Annotated in this window: 13 protein-coding genes; 9 read left to right on the top strand and 4 right to left on the bottom strand. The window is 59.1% G+C overall.

Features of this window, described 5'->3' with window-relative positions:
• The 4 genes from fadA to AACS24_RS06670 form a co-directional block, all read left to right on the top strand.
• A partial coding sequence (gene fadA, locus AACS24_RS06685) for an acetyl-CoA C-acyltransferase FadA (protein WP_258222896.1) occupies positions 1–912 on the top strand: 912 nt, incomplete at its 5' end.
• 279 nt (positions 913–1,191) lie between these two features.
• Positions 1,192–1,914: a response regulator gene (locus tag AACS24_RS06680; RefSeq protein WP_181364149.1), complete on the top strand. Its 723-nt coding sequence runs from the start codon at positions 1,192–1,194 to the stop codon at positions 1,912–1,914.
• Positions 1,911–3,356 (top strand): ATP-binding protein, encoded by a 1,446-nt coding sequence (locus AACS24_RS06675; protein WP_005339474.1) that lies wholly within the window; start codon positions 1,911–1,913, stop codon positions 3,354–3,356. Before AACS24_RS06680 ends, AACS24_RS06675 begins: the two co-directional genes overlap by 4 nt.
• Positions 3,357–3,360: 4 nt before the next feature.
• A complete protein-coding gene (locus tag AACS24_RS06670; protein WP_108570593.1) occupies positions 3,361–4,599 on the top strand; it encodes an ABC transporter substrate-binding protein in 1,239 nt (412 codons plus the stop codon).
• A 75-nt stretch (positions 4,600–4,674) separates the two neighbouring features.
• Here the strand turns inward: AACS24_RS06670 and AACS24_RS06665 are convergent, their stop codons facing one another.
• Positions 4,675–4,866 (bottom strand): hypothetical protein, encoded by a 192-nt coding sequence (locus AACS24_RS06665; RefSeq protein WP_005339471.1) that lies wholly within the window; start codon positions 4,864–4,866, stop codon positions 4,675–4,677.
• 169 nt (positions 4,867–5,035) lie between these two features.
• On the opposite strand from AACS24_RS06665, the gene tusA reads away from it, so the two are divergent.
• Both tusA and AACS24_RS06655 read left to right on the top strand, forming a co-directional pair.
• Complete coding sequence (gene tusA / locus AACS24_RS06660; protein WP_108570592.1) at positions 5,036–5,281, top strand: sulfurtransferase TusA; 246 nt, start codon at positions 5,036–5,038, stop codon at positions 5,279–5,281.
• 22 nt (positions 5,282–5,303) lie between these two features.
• Positions 5,304–5,651 (top strand): RidA family protein, encoded by a 348-nt coding sequence (locus tag AACS24_RS06655; protein ID WP_108570591.1) that lies wholly within the window; start codon positions 5,304–5,306, stop codon positions 5,649–5,651.
• A 143-nt stretch (positions 5,652–5,794) separates the two neighbouring features.
• Here the strand turns inward: AACS24_RS06655 and AACS24_RS06650 are convergent, their stop codons facing one another.
• Positions 5,795–6,451: an OmpA family lipoprotein gene (locus tag AACS24_RS06650; protein WP_033112856.1), complete on the bottom strand. Its 657-nt coding sequence runs from the start codon at positions 6,449–6,451 to the stop codon at positions 5,795–5,797.
• 252 nt (positions 6,452–6,703) lie between these two features.
• Between AACS24_RS06650 and AACS24_RS06645 the strand changes: the two genes are divergently transcribed.
• A complete protein-coding gene (locus AACS24_RS06645; protein ID WP_108570590.1) occupies positions 6,704–8,740 on the top strand; it encodes a bacteriohemerythrin in 2,037 nt (678 codons plus the stop codon).
• Positions 8,741–8,819: 79 nt separating this feature from the next.
• Here AACS24_RS06645 and AACS24_RS06640 read toward each other — a convergent pair whose 3' ends face one another.
• Complete coding sequence (locus AACS24_RS06640) at positions 8,820–9,407, bottom strand: DNA-3-methyladenine glycosylase I (protein ID WP_108570589.1); 588 nt, start codon at positions 9,405–9,407, stop codon at positions 8,820–8,822.
• Positions 9,408–9,629: 222 nt separating this feature from the next.
• Between AACS24_RS06640 and glyQ the strand changes: the two genes are divergently transcribed.
• Positions 9,630–10,553 carry a glycine--tRNA ligase subunit alpha gene (glyQ, locus tag AACS24_RS06635; protein ID WP_005339464.1) on the top strand — a complete coding sequence of 308 codons (924 nt, stop codon included), beginning with the start codon at positions 9,630–9,632 and terminating at the stop codon, positions 10,551–10,553.
• Positions 10,554–10,562: 9 nt separating this feature from the next.
• A complete protein-coding gene (glyS, locus tag AACS24_RS06630) occupies positions 10,563–12,632 on the top strand; it encodes a glycine--tRNA ligase subunit beta (protein ID WP_108570588.1) in 2,070 nt (689 codons plus the stop codon).
• A gap of 67 nt (positions 12,633–12,699) precedes the next feature.
• Here the strand turns inward: glyS and AACS24_RS06625 are convergent.
• Positions 12,700–13,514, bottom strand: an 815-nt coding sequence (locus tag AACS24_RS06625; RefSeq protein ID WP_181364148.1) for a hypothetical protein, incomplete at its 5' end; no start/stop codon positions are given.

The raw sequence follows: 13,514 nt of genomic DNA, 5'->3' as shown, positions 1-13,514 counted from the left end.
GTTACCGTCAACCGCCTGTGTGGCTCCTCCATGCAGGCGCTGCACGACGCCTCCCGCGCCATTCAGGTGGGTGATGGGGATATCTTCATCATCGGCGGCGTCGAGCACATGGGCCACGTGCCGATGAGCCACGGCGTCGACTTCCACCCCGGCATGGCCAAGTCGGTGGCGAAAGCCTCCGGCATGATGGGGCTGACCGCCGAAATGCTCGGCAAGCTGCACGGCATCAGCCGTCAGCAGCAGGACGAGTTTGCCGCCCGCTCCCACCGCCGAGCTCACGCCGCCACCGTGGAAGGCCGTTTTGCCAAGGAGATCGTCGGGCTGGAAGGCCATGATGCCAGCGGCGCCCGCTTCTTCTACGACTACGACGAGGTGATCCGCCCGGAGACCACGGTCGAAACCCTGAGCCAGCTGCGCCCGGTGTTTGATCCGGTCAACGGCACCGTCACCGCCGGTAGCTCCTCGGCGCTGTCCGATGGCGCCGCCGCCATGCTGGTGATGAGTGCAGATCGCGCCAAGGCCCTCGGCCTCACGCCGCGCGCCAAGGTACGTGCCATGGCCATCGCTGGCTGTGATGCCGCCATCATGGGTTACGGCCCGGTACCGGCGACCCAGAAGGCGCTCAAACGTGCCGGCCTGACTGTTGGTGATATCGACCTGTTCGAGCTGAACGAGGCGTTTGCCGCCCAGTCTCTGCCTTGCGTGAAGGATCTGGGTCTGCAGGATCAGGTGGACGAGAAGGTAAACCTGAACGGCGGCGCCATTGCGCTGGGCCACCCGCTCGGCTGCTCCGGCGCCCGCATCTCCACCACCCTCATCAATCTGATGGAGGAGAAGGATGCCACCCTGGGGGTTGCCACCATGTGTATCGGTCTGGGTCAGGGTATCGCCACCGTATTCGAACGGGTGTGATAACCAGCCGGATCGACGGGATGCACTACTGAGAGTTGTCCCTTTTTTGGGGCCAATCTGACTGGCCTCTTTTCAAGTCTGTGACGACCGCCACACGGGGTGCTCGTCAGTGGTCAGAAGCTGTCTGTTGGCCGTCCCGTTTGGGTCGGCCTTTTTTCGTTTTAATCTTATCAATAGGCTGTTATTGCCTTAAACCTCACATTAGATAGGGGGCTTGCTTGCTTTTTACTCCCCCGACAGGTTCAATCTGCACAAAAAAATGGGTGGATGCACATACATATGTCAATGAGCAAACAACTGCTGATCGTCGATGACGACCAAGAGATCCGCGAGCTGCTCAATGAGTACCTGACCCGGGCGGGCTTTCAGGTATTGACGGCGGCGGAGGGCAACGAGATGCGCCAGCAACTCGCCCAGCACAGCCCGGACCTGATTATTCTGGACATCATGATGCCCGGCGAGGACGGTTTTACCCTCTGCCAGCAGATCCGTCGTGACTCCCAGGTGCCCATCATCATGCTGACCGCCGCCTCCGACGAAGCGGATCGGGTGATCGGTCTGGAACTCGGCGCCGACGACTATATCGCCAAGCCGTTCAGCCCGCGTGAACTGCAGGCCCGCATCAAGGCGCTGCTGCGCCGCGCCGAATTCCGCCTGCCGGAAAAAGAGAAAGAGCCAAGCCGCCGTCTGCGTTTTGCCGAGTGGACCCTCGATACCCTGAGCCACCAGCTGACCCATGACGATGGCAGCCTGCTGGACCTCTCCGGCAGCGATGCCATGCTGCTCGGCATGTTCCTGCAACAGCCCGGCGTGGTGCTGGATCGGGACACCATCTCGGATGCCACCCGCGGCCGCGAAAGCCTGCCGATGGAGCGCGGTATCGACGTGCAGATCAGCCGTCTGCGCCAGAAGCTGGGCGACAACGGCAAGAGCCCGCGCATCATCAAGACCATTCGCGGCAGTGGCTACATGCTGATCGCCGAGGTGCACGAGCTGCCATGAGCAACAAGTGGTCCTGGGGGGCGCTGGTGCCCCGCTCCCTGTTGTCACGGATGATCCTGCTGCTGTTGCTGGCCATCCTGCTCTCCCAGACCATTCTGACCGGCATCTGGATGCAGCAGATCCAGAAGCGGGAACTGGAGGGGATGCTCAGCACCACCCGCAACCTCGCCATGTCTGCCGCTTCCACCGTCAACTTCTTCAAATCCCTGCCGCTGCAATATCGCCACATCGCGCTGGACCAGCTGCGCAACATGGGGGGCAGCCGCTTCTTCGTCTCGCTCAACGAGGAAGAGATCCACATCAACGCCATCCCCGACAGCGAACGTAAGACGCAGGTGCTGGAGGAAGTTCAGGGAGTGCTGACCCGCAAGCTCTCCGACGCCATGGCGATCAAGGTGGACTTCTCCCGGCCCGATGACCTCCACGTCTTCAACAACGACACCCTGCTGGCGGATCTCCCCTCCTCCTGGGCCCGTTACACCCTGTCGCTGGAACCGCTCAATCCACCGGTGCTGGTGACCCAGATCGAGATTGAAAAGGGGGAGTGGCTCTATCTGGCGGCACTGCTGCCCGCCCCCTACATGACCCTCGACGATACCGTGATGCCAAGCAACCAGGTGCGTTTCATCGCCCTGATGACGGTGTTCCTCTGCTTCTTCACCTTTATGCTGGTGCGCTGGCAGACCCGCCCGCTGCGCCGTCTCGCCAAGGCGGCGGTGAATCTCGGCAAGGATATCGACCAGCCTTCGCTCAAAGAGGAAGGAGCATCGGAAATCGTGGCGGCCACCCGCGCCTTCAACATCATGCAGCACCGCATTCGCCGCTATATCGACGATAGAGAGCGGCTGTTCAGCTCGATTTCCCACGACCTCAAGACCCCCATCACCCGGCTGCGGCTACGGGTCGAACTGCTCGATGACGAGGTACAAATCGCCAAGTTCAACAAGGATCTCGACGAGCTGGAGCTGATGGTGAAAGGGGCGCTGCAGACGGTCAAAGAGACCGACATTCACGAGAATATCGAGGAGATCGACATCAATGCCCTGCTTGAGCAGATGGCGGAGTCGATGAACCTGCACGACGAGCGGCTGACCATCGAAGGCCACTGCAAGTGGCCCTACCGCGGCAAGCTGCTGGCGCTCAAACGCTGCATCGGCAATCTGGTAGACAACGGCATCAAGTACGGCCAGCGGGTACGCATCATCATCATGGATGACGAGGAGATGCTGATCCTCTTTATCATGGATGAGGGCCCCGGCCTGCCGGACGATCAGTTCGAGCGCATCTTCGAGCCCTATTACCGGCTCAGCACGGATCAGGCCGGCACCGGCCTCGGCCTTGGCATCGCCCGCAACATTGCCCACGCCCACGGTGGCGATCTGGTGCTGGAAAATCGTCCGCAAGGTGGCCTGCAGGCCACGCTCTCCCTACCAAGGCAGTAACCTTATGAAGTGGTTGTCTTTTTCTGTCATCGCCCTGCTCTCTGCTCCCGTTGCCGCCTCCCAGGTGGAAGTGCTGCACTGGTGGACGTCCGGCGGCGAAGCGAAAGCGGTCGAAGTGCTCAAATCCGAGTGGACCAAACAGGGCAACCAGTGGAACGACTTTGCAGTGCAGGGCGGAGGTGGCAAGAGCGCCATGACGGTATTGAAGAGCCGGGCATTGGCCGCCAACCCGCCCGAAGCGGCACACCTCAAGGGTTACGAGCTCAAGGAGTGGGCTGGACTCGGCTTTTTGCGCGATCTCAGCCCGATGGCCGAACACCTCGGCTGGTACAGTCAGATGCCGCCCATGGTGCGTGCTACCCTCAGCCAGAATGGCGCCCTGATGGCGGTGCCCACCGGCATCCACCGGGTCAACTGGCTGTGGCTCAACCGCAAGGTGTTCGAGCGCAACAAGCTGACTCCGCCCACCAGCTGGGCCCAGTTTGTCACCGTCGCCGACCAGCTTAAAAAACGGGGCATCACCCCGCTCGCCATCGGCAATGAGCCCTGGCAGCTGGCGGTACTGTTTGAAACGGTGGCGCTCGGTGAGGGCGGAAAAGAATTCTATCGCAAGGCGTTCCTCGAACAGGACAGCGCCACCCTGACCGGCCCCGATATGGTGCGGGTGTTGACCCGTTTCCAGCAACTGCGCGCCTATGTGCCGCAAAAATACGCTGGTCTGAAGTGGCATCAGGCCACCAATCTGCTGGAGAGCGGTGGCGCCGCCATGCAGTTGATGGGCGACTGGGTGAAGGGTGAACTGAGTGCGGGCAACTACCGGCCGGGTGAGGATATCGCCTGCCTGCCGAGCCCGGGTAGCGCCGGACTGTTCAGCTACAACCTCGACTCCATCGCCATGTTCAAACAGCGGGATCCGGCCCAGTTGCAGGCGCAGGGTGATCTGGCCCAGCTGCTGATGACGCCAAAATTCCAGGAGGAGTTCAATCGAGTGAAGGGGTCGATCCCGGCGCTGACCAATCCCGACATGAGCAAATTCGACCGCTGCGCCGTCCGCTCCTATCAGGATTTCCTGCTGGCGGAAAAGCAGGACAATCTGCTGCCCAGCATGGCGGAAGGGATGGCGACGCCGACCAATATGCGGCAGGCGATCCTCGATGTGCTGAGCAACTTCTTCAACGACCCCAAGGCCAACCCGGAGCAGACGGCGCTGCATCTGGAGCGGGCGATGCGCTCGACCCGCTGATCCGGGCACATTGCCAAACGGCAGAAATGACAAAGGCGGAATTGCTCCGCCTTTGTTGTTGAATCGTCATCCGATTCAGGATTGATCGTTCTCGTCCTCATCCTCGTCATAGTAATCGCTGAGCTCGATCCAGAGCCCCAACCCGACCATCACCATGGAGCCGAACCAGGTACCGGTATTCCCGATCGGGCTGCCCATCACTATCATGGCGAAGGACAAGAACCCCATGCCTGCATAGGCTTGTAATCTGCCGTAGGAGACCTGCATATTCACCTCCTTGTTGAATATGGTTCAATTTTTATATTACTCGTCCGGCGCAAGCTGGATAGGGCGGAATAACATTTCGGTTACATATGCTGGTTGATGGGGCGTTTGTTTGATTATTTTTTAGCCCTGAGTATCATTGGCAGCCGAATAGGTTGAAGGTTGATAATAGATGAGTGATTTATTCTGCGATGCAACTCACGAGTTGGACGCAATCGGGCTTCGTTGCCCGGAACCTGTGATGATGGTGCGTAAAAAAGTGCGGCTGATGACTGACGGGGAGACCCTGCTGGTCAGTGCCGACGATCCCTCAACCACCCGCGACATCCCCAGTTTCTGCCGCTTTATGGATCACACTCTGGTCGCCAGCGAGACAGAGCAGGCACCCTACCGTTATCTGATCCGCAAGGGTCAATAATCCCCCGTTCCCGGAGCACGCCATGACAACCATTACCCGAATCGGCACCACCCAGCGTTGGTCTGACGTCGTCATTCACAACGGCACCCTCTATGTGGTGGAAGTCCCCGTCAGCGAAGAGGCCGACATCCACCAGCAGACCCGCGAAGTGCTGACCAGTCTGCAACGCCTGCTGGAAGCCAACGGCTCCGGCGTCGACAAGATCCTGATGGCCAACATCTATCTCAAAGACATTGGCGACATCGCCGCATTCAACGAGCAGTGGGATGCCTGGATCCCGGCTGGCACCGCACCGGTACGCGCCTGTGTACAGGCCCGTCTGGCCCATGAAGGCTACAAGGTGGAAATGCAGCTGACTGCGGCGGTCTAAGAGGCTTATCCCCCTCATCCCCCAGCCCTTCCCCCGCAAGGGGAGCAGGGAGCAAAGAACAAGGTGCCATTGCTTGCAGCGGCACCAATAAAAAGGCCCCGCCATCACTGGCGGGGCCTTTTTGTTGCCAAAAACCGGATAGCTTAGGCTGTCGGTGTCAGGGTGATGGTCACCCGACGGTTCTGGGCTTTGCCGGCTGCGGTGCTGTTGGTGGCAATCGGCTGATCCGGACCAACACCTGTAGTAGCGATACGGCTACCCGCAACGCCCTGACCAATCAGCTGGGCAGCAACGGCATCGGCGCGCTCACGGGAGAGCTTCATGTTCAGATCGCGGGAACCTGTGCTGTCGGTGTGACCGACTACGTTCAGGCGAGTCTTGTCGAACTCGGCAACCACCATGGCCACGCCGGACAGGGTGTTGGCGCCAGCCGCTTTCAGCTGGGAGCTGGAGCTGTCGAAGGTGACATTGTTCGGCATGTTGAGGATCAGCTCGTTGCCATTACGGGTAACGCTGACGCCAGTGCCCTGCAGCTTCTCGCGCAGCTTGGCCTCCTGCACATCCATGTAGTAACCGATACCACCACCCAGCGCCGCACCGGCGGCTACGCCAGTCAGGATACCCTTCTTGCGGTCACCCTTGCTGGAGGAGAGCGCGCCTACTGCGGCACCGGCAGCGGCACCGGCCAGCGCGCCCCAGGCGCCCTTGGAGGTCTGGGATTCGCCAGTGTAGGGGTTGGTGGTACAGCCACTCAGGGCAACGGCCAGTGCAACTGCGGGAACCAGAGTCTTGAAATGCATGAAAAAACCTCAAAAAAACAACTCGATAAACTGAAGGGCGGCATTCTACCCCAGAGGTGTGCCAAGGTGTGACGTCAGCAGAAAGAGAGTCACACCGGACAGAAAAGGGCAGTATCGGTCATTGAACTGGATCTTCCCTGAACCAGAGGGAAAAACCTGACGAAGAGAATGGATATGTGATTAAAGGAAGGCCGTAGGGTGGCCCCATTGACTACTATTGAAGGTACTGTCAATAGGGCATCCGAGGGTTCCATGTCTTCACTGCTTCGCAATATTTCGATCCGGCGCCTGCTGCTGGGGGCAAGCCTCATCATCTTGCTGACCATGATTTTGAGCAACATCTGGCGCAGCACATTGACCAGCCAGCTCGGACTGCTACCGAGCGAAGTCATCAAGATCACCAACGTCCAGATAGCGCTGCAGGAGCTGCGTTACCACACCACCCAAGTACAACAATTCCTCACCGATGCAGCCGCATCGGGGGAGCAGGACTCCATCGGCGAGGCAGAGCAGCATGCGCAGGCGGCTCGTCAGCTACTCGACACCCTGCCCCGGCTGCAGAGTGCCCTCACCCCCCTGCTGACCCGTCAGCTGGAAGTGGGCAAGCGGATGGTCGATGCCTATCTCAAAGAGGGACGTGATGCAGGCAACCGCCTGATGAAGGAGCCGGATCAGGGGTTCGATGCACTGACCGATAGCATCTCCGGCGCCGTCGAACAGGCGCTCGAACAGCAGCGGCAACAACTGCAGCAGCAGGAGCTCGCCATCGAAAATCAGAACCAGACCCTGCAGAGCCAGGATATGATCCTGCTGCTCGTCAGCCTGGCCGTTATCATGCTGATGCTGCTGCTGATCCACCTCAAAACCGTGCAGCCCTTGCAGCAACTGATGGCACAGCTGGTCGAGCTGGCCAATCGCAGCCACAATCTCACCTTCCGGCTGCGCATTCAGGGGCAGGACGAATTCGCCTATCTGGCCAAGGTGTTCAACCGCTTCCTCGACAATATCGACAGCCTGATCGGCTCGGTGCAGCAGGTTTCCCACAAGACCCATGACAAGATGGCACTGCTGATGAACCACTCCGGCAGCACCTTCAACAGCATGCAGCAAGCCCAGCAAAACACCGACATGCTGGCGGCCGCCATCAACGAAATGACCGCTACCGTCCACAACATCGAGCACAATACCGAACAAGCCAGTCAGGATACCCTGCTCACCCAGCAGCAGGCCCACGATGGTCAGCAGCAGGTGAGCCAGACCATCGCCCTGATCCGTCAGGTCGCCGACCATATCGAGCAATCCGCCGGTGAAGTGACCCAGCTGGATCAGGAGAGCACCCAGATCGGCAACATCTTGCAGGTGATCCGTACCATCTCGGAACAGACCAACCTGCTGGCCCTCAACGCGGCCATCGAGGCGGCCCGGGCTGGCGAGCAGGGGCGCGGCTTTGCGGTAGTGGCCGACGAGGTGCGCCAGCTTGCCATCCGCACCCAAGCGGCTACCGTCGATATCCAGCAGCGGATCGAGGCGCTGCAGAACAACACCCGCCATGCGGTCAACACCATGCACACCACCCGCAATGTCAGCGAACAGGCGGTCAATCAGGCGGCCGGCACTGGCGAAACTCTAAACTCTATCGTCGAGGCGATCACCCGGGTAGCCGACATGAACGGCCAGATCGCCACTGCGGCGGAGCAGCAGGCCAAGGTGACCGAAGAGACCAACCGCAACGTCATGCTGGTCGCCAACATCGCCCGCGAGTGTCTGGACCTTTCGCGCGAGAGCCGCACCCACACACGGGATCTCAATCAGGCCAATGAGGAGATCCGTCTGGTCAGCGATCAGTTCGAGGTCAACTCAAACCCCCACAATGGTAACGAGCAAGACCTGCTGCACTGGAACGAATCCTTTATGGTCAACGTGCCGAGCGTGGACCGCCAGCATCAGGGGCTGTTCGAGGCGATGAACCGCTTCTACCACGCGGTCCGTGACAACAGTCCGCCCCAGCAGCGCAAACAGCGGCTGGACGAGCTGCTCAAGCTGGCGACCCAGCACTTTGCCGATGAAGAAAAGAGCATGGAGCAAGCCTGCTACCCCGATCTGCAACGCCACAAGCAGGAGCACGTCAAACTGCTGGCCGAGCTGGGCGCCCTGATCCGCCGGGAAGGGGGCGACGAGCAGGAGCGCAATATGGAGATGATCATCTTCCTCAAGAACTGGCTGCTCAACCACATCTTCCGGGTGGACAAGCAGTACAGCGACTGCATGATCAAGGCGGGGGTGAAGTAACCCCCCCTCACCTTGCCAAAAACAACAATGCCAGTCAGCCATGACTGGCATTGTTGTTTTCGGGGCTGGTTTGGCAGAACTATGTGCGGGGCTGGCGGGCGGCCTGCTGGCATTCGGCATGGCAGGGGCAGCTGACCAGATGATCGTTCACCATCCCCACCGCCTGCATAAAGGCGTAGCAGATGGTGCTGCCGACAAAGGTAAAGCCACGCTTCTTGAGCGCTTTGGACATGGCATCCGACTCAGGCGACGTGGCCGGAATATCGCCGTTGCCGTGGCGCTGGTTGACGATGGGAGCGCCACCGACAAATCCCCACAAGTAGTCGGCGAAGTCGATCCCCTGCTCCTGCAACGCCAGATAAGCGCGGGCGTTTTTGATGATCGATTGCACCTTGAGTCGGTTGCGGATAATGCCGGTGTCCTGCATCAGCCGCTCCACATCCTGCTCGTCGAACTGCACGATACGCAGCGGATCAAAGTCGGCATAGGCGCGGTAATAGCTCTCGGTGCGTTTGAGGATGGTGATCCACGACAGCCCCGCCTGCTGGCCATCAAGGCAGAGCTTGGCAAACAGCTCGCGGGAGTCATAGACCGGCCTGCCCCACTGTTTGTCATGGTATTCAATGTATTCCGGGTCTTTGGTCACCCAGGCGCAGCGCAGTTCCATTTCCTCTCCCTCGTTATTTCAGCGGTTTCCCTGACCCTGCCCACTCTGCAGGCGGCATCGCTCACATCATATACCGGACATCCCGCCCGACCAGCCAGAGCGCAGCACCATCCCGCGAATCCGCTGCAATTTCGCCTATTATCCGACCATGCCAGACGGTATACTCCCTCGGTTCACATTCAGCAAATCTTGCTCTGATTTTCATTTCGCGCGAAAAAAATTATGCAAAAATTCGATGTCAAAACCTTTCAGGGCCTGATCCTGCAGCTGCAGGACTATTGGTCCCGCCAGGGCTGTACCATCATTCAGCCGCTGGATATGGAAGTGGGTGCCGGTACTTCCCACCCCATGACCTGTCTGCGTGCCCTGGGCCCGGAGCCCATCGCCTGCGCTTACGTGCAACCGTCCCGCCGTCCGACTGACGGCCGCTACGGTGAAAACCCGAACCGCCTGCAGCACTACTACCAGTTCCAGGTGATCATCAAGCCTTCCCCCGACAATATTCAGGAACTCTATCTGGGCTCCCTGAAAGAGCTGGGCATGGATCCTGAAATCCACGACATCCGCTTCGTGGAAGACAACTGGGAAAACCCGACGCTGGGTGCCTGGGGTCTGGGTTGGGAAGTGTGGCTGAACGGCATGGAAGTGACCCAGTTCACCTACTTCCAGCAGGTTGGCGGCCTCGAGTGCAAGCCGGTCACCGGCGAGATCACCTACGGTCTCGAGCGTCTGGCCATGTACATTCAGGGCGTAGACAGCGTCTACGATCTGGTCTGGTCTGACGGCCCGCTGGGCAAGACCACCTATGGCGACGTGTTCCACCAGAACGAAGTGGAGCAATCCACCTACAACTTCGAACACGCCGATGTGGAGTTCCTGTTCCACTGCTTCGAGCAGTACGAGAAGGAAGCCCAGAATCTGCTGGCACTGGAAAAACCGCTGCCGCTGCCTGCCTACGAGCGCATCCTCAAAGCCGCTCACTCCTTCAACCTGCTGGATGCCCGCAAGGCCATCTCGGTCACCGAGCGTCAGCGCTACATCCTGCGCATTCGCACCCTGACCAAGGCCGTGGCAGAGGCTTATTACGCCTCCCGCGAAGCGCTGGGCTTCCCGATGTGTCAGCGCAGTGAGAACAAGCAAGGTTAAGGAACGGACATGGCACAACATACATTTCTGGTAGAGATCGGTACTGCTGAGCTGCCGCCCAAAGCCCTGCGCTCCCTGGCCGAAGCCTTTGCCGACAACTTCAAAGCCGAACTGACCAAGGCCGACCTGGCCTTCGGCGACGTCGAGTGGTTTGCCTCACCGCGCCGTCTGGCGCTGAAAGTGAGCGAGCTGGCCGGCGAACAGCCGAGCAAGAGCGTCGAGAAGCGCGGCCCGGCCGTGGCTCAGGCGTTCGATGCCGAAGGCAAGCCGACCAAGGCTGCCGAAGGCTGGGCCCGTGGCAACGGCATCACCGTTGAGCAGGCCGAGCGTCTGGTCACCGACAAGGGTGAGTGGCTGGTTCACACCGCCAAGGTCGAAGGCCGTCCGGCCAAAGATCTGCTGGGCGAGCTGGTTGCCTCTGCACTGGCCAAGCTGCCCATCCCGAAAATGATGCGCTGGGGCGACAAGACCATCCAGTTCGTGCGTCCGGTCTTCACCGTGACCCTGCTGCTGGATGGGGATCTGGTTCCCGCTCACATTCTGGGTATCGACTCTGCCCGCACCATCCGCGGTCACCGCTTTATGGGCGAGCCCGAGTTCACCATCGACAACGCCAGCCAGTACCCGCAGATCCTGCAGGAGCGCGGCATGGTGATTGCCGACTTCATGGCGCGCAAGGCCAAGATCAAGGCTGACGCCGAAGCGGCCGCTGCCGCCTTCGGTGGTGTGGCCGATCTGGACGACGCCCTGCTGGAAGAAGTGACTGCACTGGTCGAGTGGCCGGTGGTGCTGACCGCCAACTTCGAAGAGAAGTTCCTGGCCGTGCCGGCTGAAGCGCTGGTGCACACCATGAAGGGTGACCAGAAGTACTTCCCGGTCTACGACAAGAACGGCAAGCTGCTGCCGAAGTTCATCTTCGTCACCAACATCGAGTCCAAAGACCCGAGCCAGATCATCAGCGGCAACGAGAAGGTGGTTCGCCCCCGTCTCTCAGACGCCGAGTTCTTCTTCAAGACCGACCTCAAGCAAACCCTGGCCTCCCGCCTGCCGCGCCTTGAAACCGTGCTGTTCCAGCAACAGCTGGGCACCGTCAAGGCCAAGGTCGAGCGCATCGAGACCGTCGCCGGCTTTATCGCCGAGCGCATCGGTGCCGACGTGGCTCAGGCCAAGCGTGCCGGTCTGCTCTCCAAGTGTGATCTGATGACCAATATGGTCGGCGAGTTCACCGACACCCAGGGTGTCATGGGGATGCACTACGCCCGTCACGATGGCGAAGACGAAGCGGTGGCCGTGGCCCTCAACGAGCAGTACATGCCGCGCTTTGCCGGCGATGCCCTGCCGTCCGGTCTGGTTGCCTGCGCCGTCGCGCTGGCCGACAAGTTCGACACCCTGGCCGGTATCTTCGGCATCGGCATGCTGCCGAAGGGTGACAAGGACCCGTTCGCCCTGCGTCGCGCCGCCATCGGTGCCCTGCGCATCATGACCGAGAAGCAGCTGGACTTGGATCTGGTTGAACTGGTTGAAGAAGCGGTACGCGTCTACGGCGACAAGCTGACCAACCAAACCGTCGTTACCGACGTGGTCGACTTTATGCTGGGCCGCTTCCGCGCCGCCTATCAGGACGAAGGCATCGGTGCCGACGTGGTGCTGGCCGTACTGGCCCGCCGCCCGACCCGTCCGCTCGACTTCGATCGTCGCGTCAAGGCCGTCAGCCACTTCCGCACCCTGGATGCCGCACTGGCACTGGCTGCCGCCAACAAGCGCGTGAGCAACATTCTGGCCAAGGTCGAAGGCGAACTGCCGACTGCCGTCAAACCGGAACTGCTGGTCGATGCCGCCGAGAAGGCGCTCGCCACCCAGGTTGCCGAACTGCAAGCCGAACTGGCCCCGCTGTTCGCCGCCGGTGACTATCAGGCTGCCCTCACCCGTCTGGCCGCCCTGCGCGAGCCGGTCGACACCTTCTTCAACGAAGTGATGGTGATGGCCGACGACGAAGCCCTCAAGGCCAACCGTCTGGCGCTGCTGAACAACCTGCGCAACCTGTTCCTGCAAGTCGCGGATATCTCCCTGCTGCAGTGATGTTGGTTGGGTTGAGTGATATTAAAAACGGCGCCGTAAAGGCGCCGTTTTTATTAGCAGTGATAATTCAAAATGGAATTTCATCATTTAACATCTCAACCTCTACAAAATATATTATCTGAGACGCTGTAACACCGAGAATATATTCAGCCACCTCTAAAGTAGCAACACCACCTTCCGCTCCACCATGTCCCACTCCATTTCCACCACTGCGATAGGCATAAATCCCCTCTATTGTTTTTACCAATGCTTTGGGTATTTCATAGTCATTAGTTTTCAAAAACCATTTTGCCAAGTCACCTAAAGTTGCAGCTTTAGATGCAGGGAATAATGCTTTACCGGCCGCCTCGACTGCGCAAACAGCCTCTTTCACACAATTCTCATAATCAGGAGCAGTAGGATTTCTGAAAAAATCAAGAGCTTTTGTATAATGTTTTCTTGACTCATTTAACCTACTATCACCCATGACAACATGTGCTCTAGTTACTTTATCTTCTGTATGCCTGCGACCGCGGCGTCTCACAACACCATCAGAAAACTCAAATGCCAAATTTTCCTCAAGAATAAGACGCTCAATTTCACTTGCTATATATATTTGAACATCTCTTTTTTCTTTGACTAACTCTACAGTTACATAACCCTGAAAAACATCCTGAGCCAGGTGAGAATATATTCTTTCACAAAAATCAAATGCCTTATCCCACGCCAGAGAAAATAAAAGACCCTCCACATCAGATTTTGCTTTCTCAATGTCTCTGACTAACGAGTTGTCATATAAAACAGGTTGAACTCTAAATAGCTGTTCCGAATAGTAGATCACTGGAGGAAGGGAACTCAGTCCAGTTTGTGCGATCTCATTAGTCGCCAAACAAAACAAGCCAC

Origin of the sequence: Aeromonas sp. HMWF016 (genome assembly GCF_963878195.1) — a bacterium.
Lineage (GTDB): Bacteria > Pseudomonadota > Gammaproteobacteria > Enterobacterales > Aeromonadaceae > Aeromonas > Aeromonas lacus.
This window is presented reverse-complemented; position numbering and strand designations above follow the sequence as displayed.

Coding starts and splice junctions, on each gene's coding strand:
- AACS24_RS06640 (WP_108570589.1), bottom strand. CDS start 9,407: ATGGAACTGCGCTGCGCCTGGGTGACCAAAGACCCGGAATACATTGAA.
- AACS24_RS06655 (WP_108570591.1), top strand. CDS start 5,304: ATGACAACCATTACCCGAATCGGCACCACCCAGCGTTGGTCTGACGTC.
- glyQ (WP_005339464.1), top strand. CDS start 9,630: ATGCAAAAATTCGATGTCAAAACCTTTCAGGGCCTGATCCTGCAGCTG.
- AACS24_RS06650 (WP_033112856.1), bottom strand. CDS start 6,451: ATGCATTTCAAGACTCTGGTTCCCGCAGTTGCACTGGCCGTTGCCCTG.
- AACS24_RS06665 (WP_005339471.1), bottom strand. CDS start 4,866: ATGCAGGTCTCCTACGGCAGATTACAAGCCTATGCAGGCATGGGGTTC.
- AACS24_RS06680 (WP_181364149.1), top strand. CDS start 1,192: ATGTCAATGAGCAAACAACTGCTGATCGTCGATGACGACCAAGAGATC.
- glyS (WP_108570588.1), top strand. CDS start 10,563: ATGGCACAACATACATTTCTGGTAGAGATCGGTACTGCTGAGCTGCCG.
- tusA (WP_108570592.1), top strand. CDS start 5,036: ATGAGTGATTTATTCTGCGATGCAACTCACGAGTTGGACGCAATCGGG.
- AACS24_RS06645 (WP_108570590.1), top strand. CDS start 6,704: ATGTCTTCACTGCTTCGCAATATTTCGATCCGGCGCCTGCTGCTGGGG.
- AACS24_RS06675 (WP_005339474.1), top strand. CDS start 1,911: ATGAGCAACAAGTGGTCCTGGGGGGCGCTGGTGCCCCGCTCCCTGTTG.
- AACS24_RS06670 (WP_108570593.1), top strand. CDS start 3,361: ATGAAGTGGTTGTCTTTTTCTGTCATCGCCCTGCTCTCTGCTCCCGTT.